Raw genomic sequence first — 25,440 nt, 5'->3', positions numbered from 1 at the left:
TTCCTTTGTTCTCAAACCGGCTGCGATTAATCAAGGACGTTCGAATAGGCGATGACCCCACGCTTGACCAGGTCAACTGCCTGGCGTGCGGACCTGACCAGCTCCACCGGCAGGTCGGTGTTTTTGCCGAACTGGTCCAGGGTGTCGATCACCTGCTTGGCCCAGCGCACAAAGTCGCCCGGGGCCATATCTCCCCCGCGCAGTGCGCTGTTGAGCGAAGCGCCGCGCGACCACTTGTACATGGGCCAGATCAGTCCGGCCTCGGGCGGTGCGGTGGGGTTCAGCCCCAGTGCCTCCTCGGCGTCCGAGAGCGTGCCCCAGATATTGATCGTCTGGGTCCAGATATCGCCGACCCGGTCGGTGGGCATCTTCGGATCGGGCCTGTCGTAGTCACGGCGCCCCTGGTAGACCAGCGCCGCAACCACCGCGCAGAGCTCTTCGGGGTGCAGCCCGTTGAGCTTGCCAGTTTCCAGGACTTGGCTGGTCAACAGGTCGCGTTCGCCATAGATGCGACGCAGCCGACGGCCCGAGGCGGTAATTTCGTAGTCTTCGCCGTCATTGCTGGGAATCAGGTAGTCGAACCGCTCGAGGACCTTGCAGACCTTGTCGAACTCGGTGGCGATCGTATTGGTGCGCCCGCGGATCGCGCGGCGTGCCTTGTCCGTGTCCTTCTTCAGCTTCCAGTACCTATCGGCCCAGCGCATATGCGCGTCCCGGTCGGAGCAGGCGTGGCAGGGGTGGTCCTTCATGGCCAGGCGCAGCTTGTCGCTCTCGCGTTCGACGGAGTCCGCACCGTCAAAATTGAAGCTCTGGGCGTCCTGTCGCGGAGGGCGTTCATCGGCGATCGCATTGCGCAGGGCGGTGGCCAGATCCCGGCGTTCCTTCGGGCTCTTTCCGGTGAACCCCTTGGGGATCCGGATGCGGGAGATGATCTCTATCGGACCGTTGAGGTCATCGACGGAGAGCCGGCGCAGTTGGCCTTCTTCGGTCAGTACCGTGTGGCGCGGCTTGTACAGCGACTCGTCCAGGGCGACGATGACCGCCCGCCCGAATCGTCGTCCGCCGGGCAGATCAACGACATCGCCGCGGATCACCGACTGCAGGGAATTTTCTGCGGCCGAGCGGCGCAGGTTCTTGCGGTTCTTGGCCGCCCGCTTCTCGGCTTCGGAAAGGTCGCGTTGGAGTTTCAGATATTCGCGGAAGTCCCCCAGATGGCATTCCATGGACTTCTCGTAGCCGGCCAACGACTCCTCGCGCGAACGCACCTGCCGCGCCATGCCGACCACCGAACGGTCCGCCTGATACTGCGCGAAAGACGACTCCAGGATCTGGCGGGTCTGTTCGCGTCCGAACTGCGCCAGCAGGTTGGTGGACATGTTGTAGGTCGGGCGGAAGGAAGAGTTCAGCGGGTAGGTACGCCGGGAGGCCAACCCGGCCAAGGCTTCCGGTTCGATATCCGGATTCCACAGCACGATCGAGTGGCCCTCAACATCGATGCCGCGGCGTCCTGCACGCCCGGTGAGCTGGGTGTACTCCCCCGAGGAGATCTGCACATGGGATTCGCCGTTGAATTTCACCAGCTTTTCCAGCACCACCGAACGGGCCGGCATATTAACACCCAAGGCCAGCGTTTCGGTCGCGAAGACCACCTTGATCAGATTTCGGGCGAAAAGGTCTTCCACAATTTCTTTGAAGATCGGCAGAAGGCCTGCATGGTGCGAGGCGATCCCGCGCAGCAGTCCGTCGCGCCAGGACCAGAATTCGAGCACATCGAGGTCCTCACCGGGTATCCGGTAGGCGACCTCATCCAGCACCTCGGCGATCTGCGCGGCTTCCTCGTTCGTAGTGAGCCGCAGATCCGCCGAGACGCACTGCTGCAGGGCCATGTCGCAGCCCTTGCGGGAGAAGATGAAGAAGATCGCCGGCAGCAGTTCGGCCTTATCCAACCGGGAGATCACGTCGCGGCGGCTGACCCGGCGGCTCTGGCCCGGTCCTTGGGCACGGCCGCGTTGCGGACCCCGTCCGCCACGCTGGGGGCGTCCGGCCGGACGGTTGCTGCGAACCAGCTTGCGCAATTCGGGGTTGACGCTGATCTTGGCATCTTCGTCCGCCGCCCGGTCAAAGGCGACGTCTTCGGCGAAGAGATCCACGAGCTCAGGGCCGACCATCACGTGCTGAAAGAGCGGGACGGGGCGATGCTCGGAGACGATGATGTCGGTCTGCCCGCGCACGGTGTCCAGCCAACCACCGAATTCCTCGGCGTTGGATACGGTGGCCGACAAGGAAATTGTCTGTACGTTCGAGGGCAGGTGGATGATGACTTCTTCCCACACCGCGCCACGGAACTTATCGGCGAGGTAATGGACCTCATCCATGATCACGTAGCCCAGCCCGTCCAGCGTGCGGGAGTCCGCATAGAGCATATTGCGCAGCACTTCGGTGGTCATGATCACCACTTGGGCTTCGCTGTTGATCGAGGTGTCGCCGGTGAGCAGCCCGACCTGCTCCGGCCCGTAGCGTTTGACCAGTTCGGAATACTTCTGGTTGCTCAACGCCTTGATCGGGGTGGTGTAGAAGGCCTTGCGGTGCTCGTGAATCGCCTGATAGATAGCGAATTCACCGACTACCGTCTTGCCCGCACCGGTGGGCGCGGCGACCAGCACGCTATGGCCGTTGGCCACCGACTGGCAGGCTTGGGACTGGAATTCGTCGAGGTTGAAGGACACGCTGGCACGGAAGTCGGGCAAATAGGTGCCGCTTTCGACCTGTCGTTCCTTGGAATTCGCGTATCGCTCCGCGGGTGAAGTCACTATCGGCCGTTCACTTTCTGGAACGGGATCGCCGTTCCGAAACACTTAGCTATTGGTGCTAGACCTCGGTACTTGGTTCATCGATCGATGAGGCGGTCCCGTCCGCCATATTCTCGTTTGCCGCATCTTGTGCCGCCTGCTTCTTGGCCCGCTTCTTGTCGTTCAGGAAGCAGAACAGCGTGGCCGCTGCGAAGGTCAGGAAGAGCGGTCCAGCTAGCGCGAACATGGTGATCGCGTCGCCGCCTGGTGCCGCCATGGCTGCCACGAGGGCGATGAGGAAGACGGTAATCCGCCAGTTCTTGAGAATGACCTTTGAATGCAGCACTCCGACCATGTTCAAACCCACCATCAAGACCGGTACCAGCATGGCCAGGCCGAAGGCGAGCAGCAGGCGGAAGATAAATGGCAGGTAGGTATCGATGGTGAACAGAGTTTCGGAATTCTCCGGAGCCAGCCCGATAAAGAACTGCAATGCAAAAGGAAGCACGAAGTAGGCCATGGCCACGCCACCGAGGAACAAGGGTGCGGCTGCGGCGGCGAAGGAATAGCCCAGGCGGCGTTCCTTCTTTTTCAATCCGGGCACGATAAAGGCCCAGATCTGGTAGATCCAGACCGGGGAGGAAGCGACTATGCCAACGAAGATCGCGACCTTCAGCAGAATGTCGAAAGGAGACATTACCGCGGTGAAGTTCACCGATCCCCCGGCTGCCTTCACCGGTTCGATGAGCAGCGCGAGGAGTTCGTCGTAGAGGAAGAACCCTGCCACGGTACCGATCGCCAGGGCGATCAACGACTTGAAGAGCCGATTGCGCGCTTCGATCAGGTGGTCTTTGAGGGACATCCGCCCCTCGGCGTCTTTGGACCGCGTCTTTTTCTTGGACCGCGGTGCCTTATCTTTGCTATTTACCACTGAAAAGGTCTACGAGTTGTTCTTTTCGTCGGGATTCGGTTCATTCACGGTCCCGTCAACGGTTTCCGGCTTGTCATCGTCTTTCATCTGACGAACCTCAGACTTGAAAATACGCAGTGACTGACCCATTGAGCGCGCCAAACCCGGAAGCTTCGGCGCACCGAAGAGCAGCAATGCCAAAACGATAATGATGACCAAATGCCATCCCTGTAAACCACCAAACATGTTGGTTCCCTTCTCTCAAACTTAAGTCTACGTCAGAACAGATTCAGATCGCGCATGTTTTGCGCCTGTCCTCGATCACTGCGACGAGCCACGCGCTTAACACGTCGCGCCTCGATTCGTTCGGCTTTGCCCTTCAGCCTCTTCTTGGAGATCTTCTCTGGATCGCCATGAGTTGCATCGGTTCCGTGGGGGTACCGCCGTCCCACCGGCGCGTAGTCAACTACGCTGCCGGGCTTGGCGAATTCGCCGCTAATATGGTCAGCCGCGTCCGAGGCGCTGCCGAGCACGGCCATGCCGCGGCGGAACAAACGGAAGCCGGCAAACACCGCCAGGAGCAGCGTTGCAAGGACTAGGACGGTCCATAGGAGAACCCAAAACCACCAAGGAAGCATCTATCAATCCTCATACATTCTGATAGCGTCGTCCAACCACTTAGTCACGCGTTCGCGTGTAGCGTCAGGGGCGACTACAGCAATCTTACCGCCGTTGCGGGCCACCCAAGGGGCCGCAACGAGATGGTCCGATAGCTGCACTTTCGCGAGATGACCCGAGTCAACCTTGGATTGAGACCATGCTACCGGGTTGAACGCCTCGATCACCGGCAGAACGTCTTGATGCACGAAAAATTCAACTACTAGATCATCGCTGTTTGCCGAATAGCTGAAATCCAGCTTCTCGACATCCCGATGGCGCTCGGTGAGTTCAAAGCGCTCCCCGGTGAGCGTGACTTCGAGCACGCGGTCAACCCGGAAGGTGAGGATTGCCTCGCGGGTACGGCACCACGCACGCAGGTACTGGACCGGACCGTCTTCAATGATCCGCAAGGGTTCAATGACGCGCAACTGGTGGGTTTGCGAATTCGCCGAATAGTAGTCGATTTCCACAACCTCGGCGTTGCGCAGCGCCTGGATCAGCTGGCCCGGAGTGTCATGCTCGCGGACCTGGGTCAAGGCAAAGCCCAACGCGCCATTCCACCCCTCGAAGCGTGCCACCGCGGCATTGATCTTCTCCAACGCGGTCTGCAGCACGTCGCGGTGTTCAAATTCCGGGATGCTGCCCAGGGCGTTCAAACCGCCCAGCACCGCCACGGCTTCCAGCGGGGCAAGCTTTTGCGGTTCGGCAAGCAGGGCCGCGTTGGAGATGGTGACTACGTCCGAATCCAGATCGCCATCGTTCACGTTGATCAGTTCATCGTGCTGGCCATTTGGCACACCGCACATCATGATCATCGCCAGCTCGTCGCGGACCTTCGCCTGCGTCAACGAGTAGCGTTCGCTCAACTCGCCGATGGTCGCCGAGCCCTGGGCGACCACGAACTGGATCATGTCGATATTCCGCATCACCTGCTGGGCGGTTGAGCTTCGTCCCATGGCGCGGTGCGGCGTGAACTTTGCGCTCTGCACCGCCGGGCGCGTGGGAATATCGGCCTGCGCCGCACGGGCCTGGCGGAGAATAGCGGCCACCTGGGAAACCAGTGGTGCTGGTTCCAGGACCCTGATGGACGCCCCGTAGCTGGCTAGCTCGGCCGCAAAGGAATGCCGGTCGGCATATCCGATATTGAGCGTCGCGGAGCTGCGCGTCCCATTGATCGCCCGGGCCCGCAGCGGGGTGGCCCGCTCGTCGAGCAGTTCCACCACCGCGAGATGCCCGGGGTTGCGCAGGTCAAAATCCTGCAGCACCCGGGTCATCGAAAAATCTTTTGGCCGTGCCCGGTAATCCCCGCTGGACGCGCCGTCGCGGCGAACCTGGGTGGCAAAGTTTCCCTGCACGCGGTTGAGCCTGAAAACGCGCGGCGCGGCGCGCGAGTGGTCCCAGCCGGTGAAGTACCAATTGCCGAATCGTTGGCCGATCCCCCACATATCCACCACACGCTTGCTCGTGTTTCCCTGGGCGTCCTGGTAGTCGAACTTCAGCGTTTTCCTGTTGAAGACCGCCAGCGCGCAGGTCTTGAAATTTGGGTCGTCCATGGATAGCCGCGGGAGCATTGCCGCGGCATAGGGTGCGATGCTCAGCTCGGTGCTCTGCGTGCCGGTGATGCGCGCGGCGGCGCTGAGCGCGAGGGCTTGGAGTTTCGAATCCTTCCAGAGGCTCGCCGCGAGGGCGATCAGCCCGGTTTCGGCGACGGTGAAGTTCACTGCGGGCAGGAACCAGTCGCTGGTATCGATCCGGTAGTACGCCGTCCCGTCGACGCTTTCGGAGATCAGCCGCAGCCCGAACTCGTTGCGGATCTCGTCCTTCAACCGTTCGATGGCCTTTTCACGGGCCTCCGGGTTGCCGCCGGGGTTCAGATAGTCTCCGATGCGTTCGGCATTGAACTTCCGTTCGGTAGTCGCCAACGCGTAGATGAGACTTGTCAGGCGTTCCGCCTTGCTGGGTCCGTCACTCTGCTTTGTGCTCACGTGCCTACCCTAACGAACTTCCGCGCCGATCTAAGACTTTGAAGACGAGGAAAGCCCCAAGAATTGCGAAAATGTACGCAACTCTTGGGGCTTTCTTCAATGAATTATTTGGTGCCCATCAGGTCAACCACGAAGATCAAGGCTTCGTTCGGCGCGATGGCGCCCGGTGCGCCGCGTTCGCCGTAGGCCAACTCGGAAGGGATCTCCAGACGGCGGCGGCCGCCGACCTTCATGCCCAACAGGCCCTGGTCCCAACCCTGGATGACCATGCCGACGCCCACTGGGAAGTCGAGGGTCGAACCACGGTTCCAGGAGGCGTCGAACTCTTCGCCCGTGGACCAGGATACGCCTACATAGTGCGCCTGGACGGTGGTGCCCGGGGTGACCTCGGCGCCGTCGCCCTCGATCAGGTCGGTGATGACCAGCTCGGTGGGCGCGTCGGTACCTGGAAAGTCGATTTCAGGCTTGGTGCGGTCGTAATTACGTTCTCCAAAGGACATGTTTACGGCCTTTCTGTTACTTGCTTTCGGTTACCTTGTCTAATTCTACGTAGAACACCAGCGGTCCGGTTGGACGTCCGGAGGAAGCGTCGTCACCGTAGGCCATATTCGACGGGATGGTCAGCAAGACCTTGCTGCCTTCCTTCAGGCCCTTCAGGCCTTCGAGCCAGCCCTCGATCACGCCGCCGGACATCTTCATGTCAAAGCCCTTGTCGTCGCCGAAGTTTCCGTCGAACTTCTTGCCGTCTTCCCAACGCACGCCATGGTAGTGGACGTTGGCGCTGGCGGTTTCGGTGGCTTCCGGACCGGTGCCCTCTTCGAGGACATCCACTACGAGGCCCTCGGGTGCTTCGGTGTCCTCAGGAATGGTGATGATCGGGTCGCCCTTGCCGGTCTTTACGGTTGGCAGTTTCCCGTCGTCCTTCAGCTTCTTGACCTCGTCCTGGGTCAGCGGCTTGCTGGCACCGACGGAGTCGGCGATCTTGATGACGATCAGGCGTTCGGCGCGAGCGCCCTCGGCAGGCTCGGCGATGCTGCCATCGGGCTGCTGCACTCCGTCGATGGCCGCGTAGGCGATCCAGTCCCCGACCTGCGAGGTCAGCAGGGTCTCATAGAGTTCAGGCATCTGCTCTTTAAGCGTGGCGTCCACCGGCATCTGCGTGGTGGCGCCAGTGAAGTTTTCGTTGGTCAGCTGCCCATCGATGGTCTTGTAGAGGCCCGACTGGATGTCGATGGTGTCGCCATCTTTGATATCGGGACCATCACCCTCGACGACGGTGACTGCCTCTTCCTTCTCGGTAAGCAGCGGAGCCTTGAAATTGACCTCGGGCGCGGTCTGCTCGTCTGCGGCTGGCTTCACCTCGACCTTGCTCACGGAGCTGGAGCCCGAACCACAGGAGACGAGGGCCAAGACGGACGCGGTTGCACATACTGCCAAAACTTTTCGCACGAATCTTCTTTCCGATAAGAATTATTTGTTCTGCTGACGCATCTTGCCGAAGCAAGGGCGCGCGACGATCTGCATCTAGCTTAGGGGTATTTACTGTGAAAATACTTGTTTTCAGCTGGTCATACGGGGCGGCGCATCACTTCAATGAGCTCATCAACCGCCGAATTAGAGGTGGCAAAGGGATCCTTGCACAACACGACCCCGCCCTCGCCTTCCTCATACTTCATATGGACCCAGTCGGTTGAGTAGCGCCGGCCGGTGACGCGCGCGGCGCGAATGAATTTGCTGCGCAGAGCCGCACGGGTGGTGGCCGGCGGGTTCTCCACCGCGTCGTGGATCATCGCCGGATCAAGCACCGAACTGGCCAGTCCGCGGCGGCGCAACAGATGGAAGAGCCCGCGGTTCGGGTCGATGTCGTGATAGGTCAGGTTCAGCTGCGCGATCCGAGGCGAATCCAGTGCCAAGTCGTTCTTCTTCGCATATCCGGTGATCAGCTTGTGCTTGATCGCCCAGTCGATATCCTGGTCGATCGGCGAGAAGTCCTGGCTTTCGATGGCGACGAGCACCCGCTCCCACAATTCGAGAACCCGTTCGACCTGGTCGTGGTGTGCCCCATGGCGGGCCACAAACGCCTTGACCAGTTCCAGGATCTTCCACTGCAATTGCAAGGCCGTCGGCTCGTCGCCGGACATCAAACGCACCACCGTTTGGCCGGTGAATTCATGGGAGATGCTGCGGATCGAGCGGATCGGATTTTCCAGGCGCAGATCATGGTAGATCTCCCCCGACTCGATCAGCCGCAAGACCAGGTCGGTGGCCCCGATCTTCAGCAGCTGCGTGGTTTCGCTCATCGAGGAATCCCCCACGATGACATGCAGGCGGCGATGGTATTCGGCATCGGCATGCGGTTCGTCGCGGGTGTTGATAATCGGCCTCGAACGGGTGGTCGCCGAGGAGACGCCCTCCCACATATGGTCCGCGCGCTGGGAGAACACAAATTTGGTTTGATCCGCCACCTGCACCAGATGCCCGGCACCGCAGAGCAGCTGGCGGGTGACCAAGAATGGAATGAGCATGTCGGCGAGCCGCTTGAACTCGATTTTGCGTGGAATCAAGTAGTTCTCGTGGCAGCCGTAGGAGTTGCCGGCCGAGTCCACGTTGTTCTTGAACAGGAACAAACGGCCCTCGTGGCCTTCTTCGAGCAGCTGCTCCTCGGCCTGCTCGACCAAATCGAGCATCACCGCCTCCCCCGCCCGGTCATGGGCGATCAGCTGCAGGAGCTGATCGCATTCGGCGGTGGCGTATTCCGGATGGGAACCGACGTCGAGATAGAGCCGCGAACCGTTGTTCAGGAACACGTTGGAGCTACGCCCCCAGGCGACGACCGGCCGGAAAAGGTGCCGTGCCGCGTCTTCCGGGGTGAGCCGCCGCCCGTCGGACGGCACGTAATTCAGCCCAAACTCGGTCTCCAGACCGAAGATTCTGCGATCCACCAGAAGTTACTTCCCCTCAATGATGTTGCCCATAGGCAACGGTTACCTGCTGCACCCGCGGGTTACTGGCCACCCTTTTGGACGAATCCACGCACGAACTCTTCGGCATTCGACTCGAGCACCGAGTCGATTTCATCGAGCAGGTCATCGACGCCTGCGCTGGTGCCGGTCGTGTTCGCCTGCACCTGCTCGGCTTCGAGCGCTTGCGCTTGGGTTTCGCGGCGAGCCGAGAAATTTTCCTGGGTCATGGTCTTCTCCTAAAGTCTGTCGAAACGCCACGTTTTTGCGCGCCTCTGGTTTTCATTCTGCGCCGTTTAGCGCCGTCGTGCCAACTGCTCGATGAACTCGGCGATTTCCAGTTCGGCGTCGAAGAGCTCCCCCACCTGCGCCCGGCTGCCGGCCAGCGGCTCGGGCATGTGGAATCGGCTGACCTTGCGGGCGCCGGGCACCGAGAAGGACAGCGCGTCCCAGTTCGCGGCCACCACATATGACGCATAGCGCTGCAGCGTCATGCCGCGCAGGTAGGCGCGGGTATCCTCGGGCGGATGATCCACCGCGGCGTTGATTTCTGCTTGGCTGAAGATGGTTTCGATCAGCCCCCGCGAAGCCATCCGGTAGTACAGGCCCTTGTCCAGGCGAAGATCCGCCCATTGCAGATCCATCAGGGCCACCCGGGCATCGTCGAAGCCCACCGAGTGCCGTTCGGTGAAGGACTTCATCAGCTTGTACTTCGCCACCCAATCGACCTGCGCGGCCGCTTCCAGCGGATCCCTTTCGAGCGTGTCCAGGATGTCGCGCCAGCGGCGAAGGATCTCGTTGGTATCCGGATCTTGCAGATCCCGCTGCGCGCAGAAGCTTTCGGCGGCCTCCAGGTAGCTGCGCTGGATCTGAATTGCAGTGAGACTGCGGCCGCCGCGCAGCGCCACCGTGGCGCGCAGCGTGGGGTCGTGGCTGATCTGCTGCAGCGCGGCCACCGGGTCCGCCAGCTCGAGCTTCGGGGACATTCCCGCTTCGATGAGGCTGAGCACCAGATTGGTGGTGCCCACGCGCAGCAGCGTGGAAATCTGTCCAAGGTTCGCGTCCCCGATGATCACGTGCAGCCGGCGGTACTTGTCCCAGTTGGCGTGCGGTTCGTCGCGGGTATTGATGATCGGGCGGTTGATGGTGGTTTCCAGGCCCACCTCGGCCTCGAAGAAGTCGGCGCGCTGGGAGATCTGGAATTCGGCGCCGCGCCCGAGCATGCCGCGGCCCACGCGTCCGGCGCCGCAGAAGATCTGCCGCGTCGCGAAGAAGGCGGTCAGCCCGCTGACCAGCGCGGAGAATTCCACCTCGCGTGGCACCAGATAGTTTTCGTGCGAACCATAGGAGACGGATTTGTTGTCCGTGTTGTTCTTGTAGAGCAGCAATTCGCCGCTGCCCAGCGTTGCGGCGCTAGCCGCAGCCCGGCGCATCACCTCGTCCCCGGCATGGTCCCAGAGCACCGCGGCGCGCGGCGAGGTGACCTCGGGGCTGGAATATTCGGGGTGCGCGTGATCCACGTAGAGCCGCGCGCCGTTGCCGAGCACCATGTTCATCACCACATCGGTGGCGTCCTTCTCCTGGTACAGCGTGGCGCCGACGCGGGCGTCGTTGCCGTCCAGCGCAATCGATTCGGCCGTCCAGACCGCGGAGTCCCCCAGCGTGGGCTCGGAGTCGGTCAGCTGGCTCGGATGCGCAAGGGCACGATCCACCGAATGCCCGCGCGCATCGGCCAGCGGCGATTCATCGGAGTAGTCCCAGCGCGCGGCCCGGGCATCGGAGCCGGAGTCGCGCACCAGCTGGGCGTAGGCGTCGACGATCTGCGCCGAGAGCACCGTCGAGTTGGCTTGCGGCATCGCGGGTCGAATGATCCCGTATTCGGTTTCCAGGCCGACCAGGCGCCGGGCGCTCACAAGGCGTCCTTCGCCTTGACCAGCGAACGGATGTGGCTGATCCGCTCGCCCTTGCGCCCGGAGATCCGCGCCCAGTCATCCGGGTTGGTGGTATTTGGCATATCCTCGTGCTCGGCGAATTCCTCGCGCACCGCACGCAAGAGGTATTCCATCTTCAACCCGCGTTCGCCGCTGGTGATCAGCGCCTTGATCGCGTGCTTCTTGGCCCGGTCCACCACATTGTGGATGACCGCGCCGGAGGAGAAGTCCTTGAAGTAGAGCACCTCCACCTGGCCGTTGACGTAGGTGACCTCCAAGAATTCGTTGAACTGCTCGGTGGAGTACATGGCCGCCACGGTGCCGGCGATCATCCGGTCCACGGTCTCTTGGGCGTCCCCGGAGTCGGCGGCCACCTCGGATTCGTGCAGCGGCAGCTCGGTGGTCAGGTATTTGCCGAAGATTTCGCTGGCCCCTCGCGCGTCGGGGCGGCGGATCTTGATCTTCACATCCAACCGTCCCGGGCGGAGGATCGCCGGGTCGATCATGTCCTCGCGGTTGGACGCGCCGATGACGATCACGTTATCCAGGCGTTCCACCCCGTCGATTTCGGCCAGCAGCTGCGGCACGATGGTGGTTTCGACATCCGAGGACAGCCCGGACCCGCGGGTGCGGAAGAGGGATTCCATCTCGTCGAAGAACACCACCACCGGGTCCCCGTGCAGCGCCTTCTCCCGGGCTCGGGCGAAAATCAGCCGGATATGCCGTTCGGTTTCGCCCACATACTTATCGAGCAGTTCCGGACCCTTGATATTCAGGAAGTAGCTTCTCGCCTGGCCGGTGCCCTTGCGGGCCGCGGCGCGCTGGGCCAGGGAATTGGCCACGGCCTTGGCGATCAGCGTCTTGCCGCAGCCCGGAGGGCCGTAGAGCAGGATGCCTTTCGGTGCGCTCAGCCCGTGTTCGCGGTAGAGCTCGGGGTGGGCAAAAGGCAGCTCCACCGAGTCTTGGATCGCTTCGATCTGCGAATTCAGGCCGCCGATATCGGAATAGTCGATATCCGGCACCTCTTCGAGCACCAGCGACTGCATATCGGTCAGCTGCACCCGGTTGACCGCCAGACCGGTGCGGGCATCGATGGTGAGCTGGTCCCCGACGCGCAGGTGTTCCCCGCGCAGCGGTTCGGCGAATTCGATGACTCGCTGGTCATCGCCGCGCGCCATCACCACCGCCTGGTGGTCTTCGAGGATTTCCTTGATCGTGACCAGGTCGCCGGACTGCTCGTAGCCCAGGCCCGCAACGACCACCAGCGCCTCGTTGAGCAGCACCTGCTGGCCAACGTGCAGCTTGGCGAAATCCAGCAGCGGGCTGATGGCCACACGCATCTTGCGTCCGGAGTGGATCACATCCACCGCCTGCGCGGCGGTGGTTTCGATGCCCATGCCTGCTTCGGGATGCTTGCGTGGGTGCTTGGCCACGATGGTGCCGTGGCTGAACGGGGTATCGCCGTCTTTTTCCAGCGCGGATTTGAGGTTGATGATCTGTTCGCGAGTCTGCTCCAACAGGGCCACGAGGCGCTGGTTGTTTCCGCTGATCCCGGCAAGCTGCTTGTCCAGGTTGCGGTTCTTCTCGCGCAGCACGTTGACCTGGCGTTCGGTCATCTGAAGCCGTTCGGCGACGCGTTGCGCCTCGTTGTTTTCGCTCACGTTGTACTCTCCCAAACCTCGCCGTTCGCCACGCATGGCCAGCTACTGGTGCTGGCTGTGCGGGTCGTTCTGAGTCCATCCTATGAACGTAAAGCCCCGGGATTGAATTTCCCGGGGCTTTAGTTCACATATTGAAACGCTAGTTCTCGGTATCCGAGACGTTTTCGCCTTCGCGGATCCGGTTCGGACGGTTGGCGTCCTTGGCGGCACGACGCAGCTTCTTCGGCGAAATGCCGCGTTCGCCAAGCGCGGTTTCGGTCCACTGCTCCTTGTCATGCTCCCGTGTCCAGGCGTTCAGGTCCTCGGCCGAGTAGCCGTGCTCCTTGATGCGCTTGGCCTTCGGGATGCCATCCTGGGCGTCGGCCAGGCGGCGGGCGGTGATCAAGAATGCGGTGTGCGCCACCATGCGGTGATCCGGGCGGACCGCCAGGCCATCGACGTGCCAGCCGCGCACCATGGTTTCGAAGCATTCGGGCTCGGTGAACTGCCCCGAGGCGCGAATCGCCTCCACCACGCGGGACATCTGGGTCACGGTGGCCACATAGTTGGTCCACACCCCGCCCGGAGCCAGCACTGTCGCTACCGCGTCCAGGCATTCCCAGGGCGAAAGCATGTCCAGCACCACGCGGTCCACGCTGCCCGGTTCCTCCAGCTCGAGCACCTTCTCCTGGAAGTCGCCGATGGACAAATGCCAGGCCGGGTGCTCACCGCCGAAGACCGTGGAGATATTGCCGCGGGCGATATCCGCAAATTCTTCGCGGCGCTCATAGGAATGCAGGTAGCCCTGGTCGCCGACCGCGCGCAACAGCGAGATCGACAGCGCTCCGGAACCCACACCGGCCTCCACCACGCGCGCACCGGGGAAGATGTCGCCGAACTGGATGATCTGCGCGGCATCCTTGGGGTAGACCACGGCCGCGCCGCGCGGCATGGACAGCACGAAGTCCTTCGCCAGCGGACGCAGCACCTGGTAGCGCACGCCTTCGACGTTTTCGATCACGCTGCCTTCCAGCGCCCCGATGATCGCGTCATGTCCCAGCACTCCCTGGTGGGTGTGGAATTCTCCGCCGTCCTCCAGGGTGATGGTGTTGATCCGGCGCTTCTGGTCGGTCAGCTGGACGCGGTCTCCGACGCGGAAGGGTCCGCGCCGGGCATTCGCGCCATGCGGCGCTGCGGTGTTCTGAGCACTCACTGAGTTTTCCTTTGTTGTAGAGCTTTTAGGCTTTGCGGCCGGTGACGGCCGCGATGATCTTGCGTTGGTGCAGCAGACCCACCACGGTGCCGCGCGCATCGATGACCGCGTACTCTGCGGTGCTCACGCTGGCCAGGTAGTCGATGAGCTGGCGGCCGTCGGAGTCCTGGGCTACGACGGCGCCGCGGCCCAGGGCGCGGGATACCGCCAGCGCGGACACCTGCGCGGCCGAGGCCGGGTCCACCCGGCTCAGCGCCTGCTCGTCGACCACGCCGCAGGGCATGCCCTGCGGGTCGACCAGGATGATCTGACCGCCGCGGTTCCGCCTGCGGGTGAGCACGTCGGCCACCGTGGCCACCGACATCATCGCGCTGGCCGGGGACATCAGGTCCCCGGCGATCACCTTGGGCAGGTTCAGCATCATCTTGGCGTGGTTGATCAGCGCCGTGGTCGCCTGCCACATGAAGACCGCCACCATCACCCCGACCACCATGGTCAGCAGCTGCGGTTGCTCGCCCTTGAGGAACGGCACCACGATGAACCAGGCCAGGACGCCGATGACGATGAAACGGCCCACCCAGGAGGCGGCGATCGTTCCCTTGAACTGGGAGCCGGTCAGCTTCCAGACCGCGGACTCCACCAGCCGGCCGCCGTCCAAGGGCAAGCCGGGCAGGGCGTTGAACGCGCCGAGCAGCAGGTTCGCGTAGACGAAGAAGTTCAGCAGCAAGCCCGGATACAACCCGAGGTTCGGCAGCTGCAGCGCCAGCCAGGCGAGCCCGGCGAGCACAAAATTCGACAGCGGCCCGGCCATGGCCACCGCGAGTGAGGCCCCGGGCTTGGCCTTGAAGGAGCCGAATTGGGTGTGCCCGCCCATCAGGGTCAGCACAATATGCGCGTCGGGCCATTTGAAGGCGCGGGCGGTCAACGCGTGGGACACCTCGTGCACGAGCACGGCCAGCGCGATCACCACGGCGCAGGCAAAACCCAGCAGGTAGGCCACCAGCGGCGGGATCAGCGCATTATTCGACAGTTGCACCCCGATGGCCACGGTGATCACCGCGGTGATGATGAACCAGGAATTCGACAGGTACACCGGCACCCCGCCGATGCGGCCAAGTTTCAGCCCCGGGGCTTTTTCAGTAGCTTCGCTCACGCGTTAACCTGCACCAGCCAATCGGTCATCGTCTTGAGATTTATGTCCACCAGCGTATCGATACGCCGCCAGTTCCCCACGCCGGGGTCCGTAGCGTTGGGGATCAGCACCGCGTGCAGTCCCGCCGCGGCGGCCGAGGTGATTCCGGGCTTGGAATCCTCGAAGCCGATGCAGCGTGCGGGGTCGAACCGGCGGCCGAGCCGCTCGCCGAGCAACGCCAATCCGCGCCGGTAGGGTTCGGGGTCCGGCTTGCCGTGGGTGACCTCTTCGCCGGTGACGCTGGCGGTGAAGATCCCTTCGGGCAGCGCCGCCATCAGCTCGTGAACGATGCTGCGCTCGCTCATGGTCACCAGCGCCTGCGGAATTCCCTCCCGATGCAGTGCGCGCAGCAGTTCAAGGGCGCCGGGCCGCCAGGGCACGTCGCTGGTCAGGCCGGCGACGACTTGACCGGAGAGGTGATCGATGATCTCCCGGACGCCCAGGTCCACCCCGGCCTCCTGGAGGATTTTCGCCCCGTTGGGCAGTGCCTGGCCGACCAGGTTGAACGCCTGCTCCTCGCTCCAGCTTCCGCCGTGGGATTTGACCAGTTCCATCTCCGCGGCGATCCAATAGGGTTCGGTGTCGATGAGGGTACCGTCCATATCCCAGAGCACCGCGTGGGGGCCGGGGGCTGGAACTTTTGCATCGAACGCTGATTTGGTGCTTGGCATGAGTCCATTCTAGATGGAAGAGTGGGGCTAAACCGCTTCGCCGCCTCTGCCGGGGCGGTGCGCAGGCTGGAGAGGGGCAAGTCATGAGCGAGGAATACCACGCACCAACGCTGAACGGCTTCGTTGCGCAAACCGAACATGAGATGCGTCCCACCGTGCTGATTTCGGCCTTCGAGGGGTGGAACGATGCCGGTTCGGCCGCCAGCGACGCGGTGCGCCGCATTCTGAACAGCGGCGCCCCGAAGCATCTGGCCACCGTGGGCGAGGACGACTACTACGACTACCAGTTCACCCGGCCGCAGTCGCGGGTGACCGCCGAAGGCCGGATCATCGAGTGGCCAACCACCGAGCTCTACCGGTTGGACAATCCGCTCGCCCCGGCGGATCTGCTGCTCGTCGTCGGGGTGGAGCCGACCTTTAGGTGGCAGGGATTCTGCGCGCAGATCGTGAAGCACGCCAAGGCGGAAAACGTCCATGTGGTGCTCTCCCTGGGCGCCTTATTGGCCGATGTGCCGCACACCCGGCCGGTGCCCACGGTGCTCAACAGCGATCATCCGAAGTTGCAGGAGTACTTCAAGCTTTCGGCCTCCCGCTATGAGGGGCCCACCGGGATTCCGGCGGTGCTCGGGGCCGAATTCGAAAAACACGGCATTCCCACCATGTCGCTCTGGGCGCAGCTCTCGCACTATGTGGCCCAAGCGCCCAGCCCGCGGGTGGAACTGGCGATCGTGGAGATGATCGAGGAGCTGGTTCCGATGCAGGTTTCCTCGCAGAAGCTCCGCGAGGATGCCGGCGCCTGGACGCGCGGGGTGGACGAGCTCTCGGCCGCGGATCCGGAGGTCGCCAAATACGTGCAGCAGCTCGAGCAGGCCTCGGATGCCAGCGAACTTCCCGAGGCCAGCGGCGAATCCATCGCCCGCGAATTCGAACGCTACCTGCGCCGCCGGGGACGCGCCCGCGGCGAAGAGCACGGCCCGGACTTCGAGATCTGATTCTTCGGGCATAAAAAACTCCCCACAAGCCGGTGCCGAACGCCGCGGACCGGTTTGTGGGGAGCCAGGCTGCCGCTAGAGCTTCAGCCCCAGCAGGGAATCGATTCCGCGGGCGAGCAGCTCGCTGCCTTCCCCGCTGCCTTCGGCCGCGGTGGCGGCCCACTGGTCGATGGCTTCCAAGGCCGCAGGGGCGTTGAGGTCATCGGCCATGCGCGAGCGGATCCGGGTCAGCAGCGCGGTGGCTTCGGCCAGCCCGGCGCCGGCGATCCGGGCCCGCCAGGTGGCCACGCGTTCCTGGGCTTGGGCGAGCAGCTGCCCGGTCCAGGACCAGTTCGTCCGGTAGTGCTGCGAAAGCAGCACCGCGCGGATGGCCACCGGTTCCACCCCGGCGGCGCGCAGCTTGGAGACGAGCACCAGGTTGCCCAGGGACTTGCTCATCTTCTCGCCGTCCAGGCCCACCATGCCGGTGTGCACATAGGCCTGGGCCAAGGCGGTCTGGTCATCGGCTGCGGCGTGCGCCGCGGAGAATTCGTGGTGCGGGAAGATCAGGTCCGATCCGCCGCCCTGCACGGTGAACGGGGCCGGAAGGGTCCTGCGCGCGATCACCGAACACTCGATATGCCAGCCCGGGCGCCCGGTGCCCAGCTCGCCGCCCGCCCAGGAGGGTTCGCCTTCTCGGGCCATGCGCCAGAGCAGCGGATCCAAGGGGTCGCGCTTGCCCGTGCGGTCCGGGTCCCCGCCGCGTTCGGCGAAGAAGCCGAGCATCGTCTCGCGGTCGTAGTTGGAGACCTGGCCGAGTTTCCAGGCGCCGTTCTCCGAACCCAGGGTATCGAAGTAGATATCCCCTTCCACCCCGTCCGCGTCGGCCGGCACCCGGTAGGCCAGGTCCGCGGCGAGCAGCCGCTCGACCACCGGAACCAGCCAGTGCACCGATTCGACCGCGCCGATGTAGTGCTGCGGCGGAATCACGTTCAGCGCTTCCATATCCTCGCGGAAGAGCTGAATCTGGTCTTCGGCGAGGTCCTGCCAGTCGACCCCGGTGGCGGTGGCCCGCTCGAGCAGCGGGTCATCCACGTCGGTGATGTTCTGCGTGTAGGTGACCTCGCGGCCGTTATCCAGCCAGGTGCGGTGCAGCAAGTCGAAGGTGACGTAGGTGGCGGCGTGTCCCATATGGGTGGCGTCGTACGGGGTGATCCCGCAGACATACATGCTTGCCGGGGCGTTGGCCTGATCGGCCGGAGCGGTGGCCTGCTTGGTTCCGCTGGAGGTGTCGAAGACCTCCAGAATAGGTGCGGAGCCAACAACATGTGGCACTTGCGGAGACTTCCACGCGAGCACTGAGTACATCCTTTCGCAGATGTATAGACGATCTTCCTTTAAGGGCAAGTCAACGAGCGCAAGGTTTATTCCCGCGCGGGCTACAGAGTTTTAGGCGCTGATCATTCCGAGGCTCAGGAATACGAACAATCCCAGGCCCAAGAGGATCCGGTACCAGACGAAGAGCCGGTAGGAGTGGGTGGAGACGTACTTCAGGAACCAGCCCACGATCAGGAAGCCCACGACGAAGGCGATCGCGGTGGCCAATCCGGTCTGCGCCAGCGTGTAGACCCCGGGCTCGGAGAAGGATTTGGCCAGCTTGTACAGCCCCGAGGCGTATACCGCGGGGATGGCCAGCAGGAAGGAATAGCGTGCGGCGGCTTCCCGGGTATAGCCCATGAGCAACCCGGCGGTGATCGTGCCGCCGGAGCGCGACACGCCGGGGATCAGGGCCATCGCCTGGGCGAAGCCGTAGAACACGCCGTGCTTGACGGTGAGCTTATCCAGCGTGCGCTCCTGCTTGCCGTAATGGTCGGCGATGGCCAGGAACAGGCCGAAGAGCACCAGCATGGTCGCCACGATCCACAGCGAACGGAAGTTCGAGTCGATATAGTCTTCGAGCAGGAGGCCCAGGATGGCGATCGGCAGGGAACCGACGATGATCAGCCAACCCATTTTTGCGTCCGGGTCCGAATGCGGGATCTTGCCGGTGATCGCCCGGAACCAGGCGCCGATAATCCGCACGATATCGCGCCAGAAGAAGACGACCACCGCGGTTTCGGTCCCCAACTGGGTGATCGCGGTAAAGGCCGCACCGGGATCTTGCGCGTTGGGCAAAAGCTCGCCCACGATGCGCAAGTGGGCCGATGAGGAGATGGGCAAGAACTCTGTCAGGCCCTGGATTAATCCGAGGAAAGCTGCTTCAAACCAATTCACCCCTTGACACTACGTCATTTCGAGGGGCGTATTGGTGATTACACGGCTTTCGCAGGGAAATTCAAACCGTGGCCGTACTCACTCGTCATCGTCGTCATCCGTAGGTATGGTGAACGGAAGAAGTTCGGAATATTGCTCGTAGAGTGCATCCTCATAGCTCTCGAACGCTTCGGCGAGCGAGCCGAAGGCCGCATCAACCGCGGCGTCGGCCGACCCGCGGCTCTGGGAAACTACGGTCAGGTGCTGCTCGAGGCGTGAGATCAGCAGTTGCAGGGCGTAGCTCGGTTCGGTGCTCATGAGTCACACGCTACAACCGAAATCATTCTTTCGATAGGGGTGTAATGCTTCAGGAATTAATCAAGGCTCCGCTGCACTTGAATAATGACGACCGTTACGAGTATCTGGTGATCACCGCGTTCCCTGCAGAATCCAAGCAGGTGGCACGGGCCGCCTTGCGCGAGCATTCGGATAACGGCAAATGGGAGCTGATGCGCACCTTGCGCTACGAGGGCGGAGCGAGCAAATATTGGCTGCGCCGCAAGGTGATCCGGGTGGTCAGCACCTTGGAGCGCTCAGGGCTCTAGGGGACCCACCAGCCAGCTGGCCACGGTATTCTCCGCCGAGGCGGCATTGGATGGGTGATACCAGCTGGCTTGCACGTCGCGGTAGAGCCGCTCGAATTCGCTGCCGCGGAAATATCCGCCGCCGCCGAGCAGCTGCCCGGCGGCCTCGACGTTTTCGCGTGCGCTCTGCCCGGCGAGGGTGCGCAGCGTGACCAGGCGCGGGAACCAGCCCGGCCCGTGCGCTACCTGCCCTTCCAGATCCGCGGCGATCGCGCGCTGCAGGGCGTCCAGGCTGAGCATTCGCATCCCGGCCTGGGCCAGCACTCCCCTGGCGCGCACGTCCTGGGTGTAGCTGCCCCCGTCCTGGTGCGTGCGCTGGCGCAGCGCCGCCTGCGAAAGCTCCACGGCGCGTTCGGCGATCCCGACATATACGCTCGCGGTGAGCGTGAGGAACGAGGCGAAGATTCCGAAGACCAGCGGATCTGCGTTCGGACCCACCTCGAGCCGGGTGTGCACCCAGCTGGCCGGGGCCACTGCGCCTTCCAGTTTGGTGGTGTGCGACTGGCTGGCGCGCATGCCCAAGGTATCCCAGTCCTCCAGCGAGCGGACCCCGGCGCCGCGGGAGACGAACCCGTGCACCAGTTCCCCGCTGGCCTCGTCCTTGCCGAATACGCCAAGCCGGGTGAAGGCCGGGGACAGCGAGGTGAAGATCTTCGTGCCGGTGAAGCTGACGGACCCATCGGCCAGGGTTCTCGCCGCGGTGTTCGAATCGAAGAGCACCGAGTCGTTTCCGGGTTCGGAGATCCCGAAGGCCATTATCTCCCCGGCGGCGATCCACTCGGTGACCATCTGAAGGCGCGCGTCCCCCCGGGCGGCGAGCAGATAGGCGACGCCGGCCCAGACCTGGTGCATATTGATCGCCAGGGCGGTGCCCGGCGCGGCGGTGGCCAGCCGGCGTTGGGCCAGCACCAGCTGCTCGAAGCTCCAGCCCAAACCGCCGGAGGATTCGGGCACCAGGGCCTTGAGATAGCCCAGGGCCGCTAATTCCTCGAAGTCCTCCGTGGCAAAGGCATTGGCGGCATCATAGCCGCCGGCGCGTTCGCGGAAGCGGGACAGCAGCTCATCGCTGAGGATTTGTTCGATAGGCACGTTGGCTACTCCTAGTAGTTGCGCAATAGTCGGTCAAGGACGCGGGTTCCGAACTGCAGCGCCGAGATCGGCACCCGCTCGTCAACTCCGTGGAACATTCCGGTGAAATCAAGATCCTTGGGCAGCTGCAAGGGGGCAAAACCGTAGCCGGTGATCCCCAGCTTCGCCAGCGCCTTATTGTCGGTGCCGCCGGAGAGCATGTAGGGCAGGACCACCGCCTCGGGGTCCTCGGCCACCAGCGCCTGCACCATCGAATCGACCAGCTCGCCGCCAAAGGGCACCTCCAGCGACTGCTGGTCTTGGAGCAGCGTGAGCTCCACGTGCTCGCCGGCCAGCTCGCGCAGTTTCTCGATGGTGGATTCGTGCTCCATGGGCAGGGTGCGGCAATCGATCAGCGCCTCGGCATAGCCGGGCAGCACATTGTGCTTGTAGCCGGCCTTGAGCACCGAGGGGTTTGAGGTGTTCTGCAGGGTGGCGCCGACGAAGCGGCTGGTATCCCCCAAGGCCTGCAGCAGCGGTGCGGGGTTCGCTTCGTCGAATTCGGTGCCGCAGATGACCGCCAGCTCCTCGAAGAGCGCGCGGGTGGTTTTCGTGTAGGACAGTGGCCACTGGTATTCACCGATCCGGGCCACCGCGGCGGCCAGGGCCGTCACCGCGTTGCGCGGATTGAGCTGCGAGCCGTGTCCGGCCACCCCGTGCGCGGCGAGCTTGATCCAGGCGATGCCCTTCTCCGCGGTTTGCACCAGGTAGGCGCGTTGCCCGGCGATCTCGGTGGAGAATCCGCCGACCTCGCTGATCGCTTCCCCGGCCCCGGCGAAGACCTCCGGATGCTGCTCCACCATCCACATCGAGCCCCAGTCGCTGCCGGCCTCCTCGTCGGCGAAGAAGGCGATGACCAGATCCCGGCGCGGGCTGATCCGCTCGCGCATCAGCCGCCGGATCACCGCGACGATCATCGCGTCCATGCCCTTCATGTCCACCGCCCCGCGGCCCCAGATCATGCCGTCGATGAGCTCGGCGCCGAAGGGGTCCACGGACCAGTCCGCGGCGATCGCCGGGACCACGTCCAGGTGCCCATGCACCACCAGCGCCGGCAGGCTCGGGTCGCTGCCGGGGATCCTGGCGATCAGGTTCGCGCGTCCCGGCGCGGATTCGTGGATTGTCGAGGCCAGGCCGACCTCGGCGAACAGCCCCGCGATGTAGTCGGCGGCCTCGCGTTCGCCGCGGCTGTTGTTCTCGCCGAAGTTGGTGGTGTCGATGCTGATCAGCTTGCGGCAGATCTGCACCACTTCTTCTTGCATGAGCTCATAGGCGTGCGTGCTCGGCATCTTTGGATCCTCTGTTCGCGGTGGCGGCCGTAGTTGCTATCCACCCTAGTTCCCCACGGCCCATGGCGCGTTGGCCGCGCTAGCCATGGAGCCTGCGGTAGGTGGTTGCGGCCGCCGGATGCAGCCGCTGCCCGCCGGTGGAGATCAGCGTATCGGGGGTGAGATATTGGATGCCGGCGCTATTGCGCGGGATCAGTTCTCGCGCATGGTCCACCAAGAGCTCCACGATTCCCGCCGCCACCGGAGCCGGCAGCGCGGCGTTGGCCATCAGCAGGTTCGCTACACCCACGGTGTCCACCTCGGCCACCCCCGGATAGGTATAACGCGGAATGATCACATGCTCGTAGAGCCGCGGATACTCCGCCCGCAAGGCCGGCAGCACCCCCGCCAGATCGATCAGCCGGAGGTCCACCTCCCGCCCCAACGCCGTGATGGAGCTGACCGGGATTCCGCCGAAGAGCAAGAGCGCATCGATCTCCCCGGCTTCCAGGGCCTGCAGTCCGGCCACATAGCCCAACTGGCGTTCTCTGGGCTGGGTTCCTTCCTCCGCCAGCCCGGCGGCGGATAGGATGCGCTGCCCGGTCACCCAGGTGCCCGAACCCGGCGCCCCGGTACCCAGCCGCTGGCCGGAGAGGTCCGCCAGCGAGCGGATCCGGCTCCCGCGGCGCACGATGCAGTGGTAGTAGTTCTGGTAGACCCGGCCCAGGGCGACCAGCGAGGAATCCGCGGAGCGCTCGTGCTGGGCCACGGTGTCCGCCAGCGCCAGCGAGAGCCCGGCCTTCCCGTTCTCCAGCAGCTCGAGGTTCTCGACGCTCGCCTCGGTCACCAGGGCTTCCGAGTGCGCGGCGATGCCGTAGCGGACCAGGGCCGCGGCGAGCAGGTTGGCGAATTCAAAGTACATGCCCCCGCTTTCGCCGCCGGCCACATCCAGCCGCTCGATCAGCGCGCCCCTGGTGCAGGAGGCCAGCGCCGGCAGACCCAGGGCGCCCAGCCCGGCCCAGCGCAGCACGCTGCGCCGGCTCGGGTTCCCGTGCTCAGCCACCTTGGCCACCCCCGCCCGGCGCCTGGCCGCGCGGCATCACCAGGCTGAAGCACAGCCCACCGCCTTCGGCCGCCGCGACGCGCAGCTCTCCGGAGTTGGCGCGGGCCAGGCGCTCCACGATCGCCATGCCCAACCCGGTGCCGGGGGTCGCCCCGGACGGGTCCGCGCGCCAGAACCGTTCGGTCACCTGCGCCAATTGGGCTTCGCCAAGCCCGGGGCCGTGGTCCCGGATGCTGATCTCGACGAGTTCAGGCGCGGCCCGAAGGGTAGTTTCAATGGGCGCCCCGGCGGCATATTTCAGGCAATTCTCGTAGAGTTCGGCGAGCATCTGCTGCAGCTCGAACCCGTTGCAGGCCAGCAGAGCATCCGGTTCGTTCCCGGTTTCCAGCAGCAGCTCGGTGCCGCTTTGCCGGGCCGCCGTCGACTGCCGCTCGATTTCCTCGATCAGCAGTTCGCGCACCTTCACCGTTTCGACCTCCGCCGCGCGGGCAGCCAGGGCGCGGCCCGCGGCCTGCTCGGAGAGCCGATGATCCGCGCTGGCCAGTCGGAGCACCGCGTCCAGCAGCGACTCCACCCGGTGCAGTTCCTTCTCCACTGCCTGCACCGCCTGCGGGTCCGCCGCCGCTGGGAGACGCAGCTTGAGCAGATCCACCCGCAGTCGCAGCGCCGCCACGGGATTGCGCAGCTGGTGCGAGGTTTCGGCAATCAGCTCCCGCTGCGCGGCGAGGCTGGCGGTGAGCACATCGGACATCTTGCTGAAGGAGTGCGCCAACTCGCGCAGCTCCGGAGGCCCGGCGGCTTCCAAGGGGGACGAGGTCTTTGTCCTGGCCAGTTCCTTGGTGGCTTCATTGAGCCGGTGAATCGGCTTGAGCACCCAGGCGGTGACCCGGTCCGCGAGCAGCAGCAGCCCCGCCCCGGCCGCAATGCTCAACAGCACCACCCAAATCCAGCGTTCCAGCACCAGCTGGCGGGAGATGTCCAGGTTGATCTCCAGCAGCGCCGAGCCGAGCACCTGGGTGGAGTTGCCGAAGGGGCGGGCGATCAGCGCATTGCCGGTGGCGAAGGGGTTGATCGCGGGGATGTCGGTATGCGCGAGGTTCAGCTCGGTATTCTCCAAGGCCCGCACCACCTCCGGAGCCGTGGGGTCGAGCTGGCCGGAGGTCAGCGTTTCGCTGCCCAGGCGCACCAGCAGCGCTTCGTCATAGAGCTTGGAATAGGTGTCCATCTCCAGCTGCAGCTTGCCGTGCTCGGCCTCGGCCTCGGCTTCGGCCTGGGCGCCCAACTGGATGAATCTATTCAGCGACGCTTCGCGGCTCAGGCGCAGATCCTGGGCCGCATCCACGCTCGCGCTCTGCATCAGCACCGCGGAGACGATCACGACCAGCAGGGCCAGCAGCGAGCCCAGAATGGCGATGACGCGCAATCTCACGGGAGGCTTGCCTCGAGGCGGTAGCCAACTCCGCGCACGTTGATGATCATTCCGGGACGCTCGAGCTTGGCGCGCAATCCGGTCAGGTGCACATCCAGGGAGCGGGAAACGGCCACGAAGGCATCTCCCCAGAGGGCATCGAGGATCTGCTCCCGGGTGACCACCGAGCCGGCATGCTTGGCCAGCAGCGCGAGCAGGTCGAATTCCTTGGCGGTCAGGTTCAGCGCCCGCGCTCCCAACTGGGCCTCGCGCTTGTCCAGGTCGATGCCCAGCTCCCCTACCTGCAGCAGTGCGCTGACCGGCGAGCTCATCCGCGACCGGCGGGCCACCGCCTCGATGCGCGCGAGCAGCACCGTCAACCCGATCGGCTTGACCAGATAGTCGTCGGCGCCTTGGCGCAAACCGCGCACCACGCTGCGTTCGTCGTTGCGAGCGCTGAGGATCACCACCGGAGTGGTAGTCACCAGGCGCAGTTTGCGCAGCACCTCCAGCCCATCCATATCCGGCAGGCCGAGGTCCAGCAGGATCATATCCGCCTCCCGGTGCCGCAGCAGGGCGTCCTCCCCGCGGGTGACGCATTCGGAGGTGTGCCCGGCAGCTGCGACGGCGTCGGCAAGGGCCGTGGAGACGGCGTCGTCATCCTCGACGATGAGCAGCTGCAAGGCCACGTCCTTTCAATTCTTGGTGCACCACGCACTGTGAAGCACTTTATCAGCTGGTTTCGGCGGCTTAC

24 protein-coding genes are annotated in these 25,440 nt (G+C 64.0%); 2 read left to right on the top strand and 22 right to left on the bottom strand.

Going from position 1 to position 25,440, the window contains the following annotated elements; translation table 11 throughout:
- Nucleotides 1–26: 26 nt before the first annotated feature.
- From CIK76_RS06005 to CIK76_RS05940, 14 genes are all read right to left on the bottom strand, one after another.
- Entirely contained in the window at nucleotides 27–2,810 is a 2,784-nt protein-coding gene (locus CIK76_RS06005) for a DEAD/DEAH box helicase (protein WP_096284446.1), read from the bottom strand.
- Between the two features lie 58 nt (nucleotides 2,811–2,868).
- A complete protein-coding gene (gene tatC / locus CIK76_RS06000; protein ID WP_105569070.1) occupies nucleotides 2,869–3,720 on the bottom strand; it encodes a twin-arginine translocase subunit TatC in 852 nt (283 codons plus the stop codon).
- Between the two features lie 9 nt (nucleotides 3,721–3,729).
- Complete coding sequence (gene tatA, locus CIK76_RS05995) at nucleotides 3,730–3,945, bottom strand: Sec-independent protein translocase subunit TatA (RefSeq protein ID WP_096284442.1); 216 nt, start codon at nucleotides 3,943–3,945, stop codon at nucleotides 3,730–3,732.
- A gap of 32 nt (nucleotides 3,946–3,977) precedes the next feature.
- The gene (locus CIK76_RS05990; protein ID WP_096284441.1) at nucleotides 3,978–4,337 is read right to left on the bottom strand and encodes a hypothetical protein; all 360 of its coding nucleotides are present in this window, start codon (nucleotides 4,335–4,337) and stop codon (nucleotides 3,978–3,980) included.
- A gap of 3 nt (nucleotides 4,338–4,340) precedes the next feature.
- Nucleotides 4,341–6,344 carry a WYL domain-containing protein gene (locus CIK76_RS05985; protein ID WP_096284439.1) on the bottom strand — a complete coding sequence of 668 codons (2,004 nt, stop codon included), beginning with the start codon at nucleotides 6,342–6,344 and terminating at the stop codon, nucleotides 4,341–4,343.
- 104 nt (nucleotides 6,345–6,448) lie between these two features.
- The gene (locus CIK76_RS05980) at nucleotides 6,449–6,844 is read right to left on the bottom strand and encodes an FKBP-type peptidyl-prolyl cis-trans isomerase (RefSeq protein ID WP_096284437.1); all 396 of its coding nucleotides are present in this window, start codon (nucleotides 6,842–6,844) and stop codon (nucleotides 6,449–6,451) included.
- Between the two features lie 16 nt (nucleotides 6,845–6,860).
- The gene (locus tag CIK76_RS05975) at nucleotides 6,861–7,793 is read right to left on the bottom strand and encodes an FKBP-type peptidyl-prolyl cis-trans isomerase (protein WP_217990347.1); all 933 of its coding nucleotides are present in this window, start codon (nucleotides 7,791–7,793) and stop codon (nucleotides 6,861–6,863) included.
- Between the two features lie 119 nt (nucleotides 7,794–7,912).
- Nucleotides 7,913–9,286 (bottom strand): Pup--protein ligase, encoded by a 1,374-nt coding sequence (pafA, locus tag CIK76_RS05970; RefSeq protein ID WP_096284433.1) that lies wholly within the window; start codon nucleotides 9,284–9,286, stop codon nucleotides 7,913–7,915.
- Nucleotides 9,287–9,348: 62 nt separating this feature from the next.
- Nucleotides 9,349–9,534 (bottom strand): ubiquitin-like protein Pup, encoded by a 186-nt coding sequence (locus CIK76_RS05965; RefSeq protein WP_096284431.1) that lies wholly within the window; start codon nucleotides 9,532–9,534, stop codon nucleotides 9,349–9,351.
- 66 nt (nucleotides 9,535–9,600) lie between these two features.
- The gene (gene dop, locus CIK76_RS05960) at nucleotides 9,601–11,217 is read right to left on the bottom strand and encodes a depupylase/deamidase Dop (protein ID WP_096284429.1); all 1,617 of its coding nucleotides are present in this window, start codon (nucleotides 11,215–11,217) and stop codon (nucleotides 9,601–9,603) included.
- A complete protein-coding gene (arc, locus tag CIK76_RS05955) occupies nucleotides 11,214–12,851 on the bottom strand; it encodes a proteasome ATPase (RefSeq protein ID WP_255248367.1) in 1,638 nt (545 codons plus the stop codon). Before arc ends, dop begins: the two co-directional genes overlap by 4 nt.
- Before the next feature lie 184 nt (nucleotides 12,852–13,035).
- Nucleotides 13,036–14,088: a tRNA (adenine-N1)-methyltransferase gene (locus CIK76_RS05950; protein ID WP_255248365.1), complete on the bottom strand. Its 1,053-nt coding sequence runs from the start codon at nucleotides 14,086–14,088 to the stop codon at nucleotides 13,036–13,038.
- 25 nt (nucleotides 14,089–14,113) lie between these two features.
- Nucleotides 14,114–15,241, bottom strand: coding sequence for a site-2 protease family protein (locus CIK76_RS05945; protein ID WP_096284422.1), 1,128 nt, complete (start codon nucleotides 15,239–15,241; stop codon nucleotides 14,114–14,116).
- Nucleotides 15,238–15,951: an HAD family phosphatase gene (locus CIK76_RS05940; protein ID WP_096284420.1), complete on the bottom strand. Its 714-nt coding sequence runs from the start codon at nucleotides 15,949–15,951 to the stop codon at nucleotides 15,238–15,240. The genes CIK76_RS05945 and CIK76_RS05940 overlap by 4 nt, the downstream gene beginning before the upstream one ends.
- Before the next feature lie 83 nt (nucleotides 15,952–16,034).
- On the opposite strand from CIK76_RS05940, the gene CIK76_RS05935 reads away from it, so the two are divergent.
- A complete protein-coding gene (locus CIK76_RS05935; protein WP_096284418.1) occupies nucleotides 16,035–16,943 on the top strand; it encodes a PAC2 family protein in 909 nt (302 codons plus the stop codon).
- A 75-nt stretch (nucleotides 16,944–17,018) separates the two neighbouring features.
- On the opposite strand, the gene mshC is transcribed toward CIK76_RS05935, so the two are convergent.
- The 3 genes from mshC to CIK76_RS05920 form a co-directional block, all read right to left on the bottom strand.
- The gene (gene mshC / locus CIK76_RS05930; protein WP_176484110.1) at nucleotides 17,019–18,281 is read right to left on the bottom strand and encodes a cysteine--1-D-myo-inosityl 2-amino-2-deoxy-alpha-D-glucopyranoside ligase; all 1,263 of its coding nucleotides are present in this window, start codon (nucleotides 18,279–18,281) and stop codon (nucleotides 17,019–17,021) included.
- A 90-nt stretch (nucleotides 18,282–18,371) separates the two neighbouring features.
- Nucleotides 18,372–19,196, bottom strand: coding sequence for an undecaprenyl-diphosphate phosphatase (locus CIK76_RS05925; protein WP_096284413.1), 825 nt, complete (start codon nucleotides 19,194–19,196; stop codon nucleotides 18,372–18,374).
- A 78-nt stretch (nucleotides 19,197–19,274) separates the two neighbouring features.
- On the bottom strand, nucleotides 19,275–19,493 hold the full coding sequence (locus tag CIK76_RS05920; protein ID WP_096284411.1) for a hypothetical protein: 219 nt from the start codon (nucleotides 19,491–19,493) through the stop codon (nucleotides 19,275–19,277).
- Between the two features lie 44 nt (nucleotides 19,494–19,537).
- Here CIK76_RS05920 and CIK76_RS05915 point away from each other — a divergent pair, with 44 nt between their 5' ends.
- Nucleotides 19,538–19,780: a DUF5703 family protein gene (locus CIK76_RS05915; RefSeq protein ID WP_096284409.1), complete on the top strand. Its 243-nt coding sequence runs from the start codon at nucleotides 19,538–19,540 to the stop codon at nucleotides 19,778–19,780.
- Here the strand turns inward: CIK76_RS05915 and CIK76_RS05910 are convergent.
- The 5 genes from CIK76_RS05910 to CIK76_RS05890 form a co-directional block, all read right to left on the bottom strand.
- A complete protein-coding gene (locus tag CIK76_RS05910; RefSeq protein ID WP_096284407.1) occupies nucleotides 19,769–20,908 on the bottom strand; it encodes an acyl-CoA dehydrogenase family protein in 1,140 nt (379 codons plus the stop codon). The two genes, CIK76_RS05915 and CIK76_RS05910, sit on opposite strands and share 12 nt — an antisense overlap.
- An 11-nt stretch (nucleotides 20,909–20,919) precedes the next feature.
- On the bottom strand, nucleotides 20,920–22,236 hold the full coding sequence (locus CIK76_RS05905; RefSeq protein ID WP_096284405.1) for a M20/M25/M40 family metallo-hydrolase: 1,317 nt from the start codon (nucleotides 22,234–22,236) through the stop codon (nucleotides 20,920–20,922).
- A 79-nt stretch (nucleotides 22,237–22,315) separates the two neighbouring features.
- Nucleotides 22,316–23,278, bottom strand: a complete 963-nt coding sequence (locus CIK76_RS05900; protein ID WP_255248364.1) for a TAXI family TRAP transporter solute-binding subunit — start codon at nucleotides 23,276–23,278, stop codon at nucleotides 22,316–22,318.
- Nucleotides 23,271–24,707 (bottom strand): HAMP domain-containing sensor histidine kinase, encoded by a 1,437-nt coding sequence (locus tag CIK76_RS05895; protein WP_141393492.1) that lies wholly within the window; start codon nucleotides 24,705–24,707, stop codon nucleotides 23,271–23,273. The genes CIK76_RS05900 and CIK76_RS05895 overlap by 8 nt, the downstream gene beginning before the upstream one ends.
- Nucleotides 24,704–25,369 carry a response regulator transcription factor gene (locus CIK76_RS05890; protein WP_096284503.1) on the bottom strand — a complete coding sequence of 222 codons (666 nt, stop codon included), beginning with the start codon at nucleotides 25,367–25,369 and terminating at the stop codon, nucleotides 24,704–24,706. Before CIK76_RS05890 ends, CIK76_RS05895 begins: the two co-directional genes overlap by 4 nt.
- Nucleotides 25,370–25,440: the final 71 nt, after the last annotated feature.

Origin of the sequence: Glutamicibacter sp. BW80, assembly GCF_002332385.1 — a bacterium.
GTDB lineage: Bacteria > Actinomycetota > Actinomycetes > Actinomycetales > Micrococcaceae > Glutamicibacter.
The sequence above is the reverse complement of the archived record's forward strand: the minus strand, read 5'-3'. Positions and strand labels throughout refer to the sequence as shown.

Coding starts and splice junctions, on each gene's coding strand:
- tatA (WP_096284442.1), bottom strand. CDS start 3,945: ATGTTTGGTGGTTTACAGGGATGGCATTTGGTCATCATTATCGTTTTG.
- CIK76_RS05990 (WP_096284441.1), bottom strand. CDS start 4,337: ATGCTTCCTTGGTGGTTTTGGGTTCTCCTATGGACCGTCCTAGTCCTT.
- CIK76_RS05980 (WP_096284437.1), bottom strand. CDS start 6,844: ATGTCCTTTGGAGAACGTAATTACGACCGCACCAAGCCTGAAATCGAC.
- CIK76_RS05965 (WP_096284431.1), bottom strand. CDS start 9,534: ATGACCCAGGAAAATTTCTCGGCTCGCCGCGAAACCCAAGCGCAAGCG.
- arc (WP_255248367.1), bottom strand. CDS start 12,851: ATGACCGAACGCCAGGTCAACGTGCTGCGCGAGAAGAACCGCAACCTG.
- CIK76_RS05940 (WP_096284420.1), bottom strand. CDS start 15,951: ATGCCAAGCACCAAATCAGCGTTCGATGCAAAAGTTCCAGCCCCCGGC.
- CIK76_RS05935 (WP_096284418.1), top strand. CDS start 16,035: ATGAGCGAGGAATACCACGCACCAACGCTGAACGGCTTCGTTGCGCAA.
- CIK76_RS05920 (WP_096284411.1), bottom strand. CDS start 19,493: ATGAGCACCGAACCGAGCTACGCCCTGCAACTGCTGATCTCACGCCTC.
- CIK76_RS05915 (WP_096284409.1), top strand. CDS start 19,538: ATGCTTCAGGAATTAATCAAGGCTCCGCTGCACTTGAATAATGACGAC.
- CIK76_RS05905 (WP_096284405.1), bottom strand. CDS start 22,236: ATGCCGAGCACGCACGCCTATGAGCTCATGCAAGAAGAAGTGGTGCAG.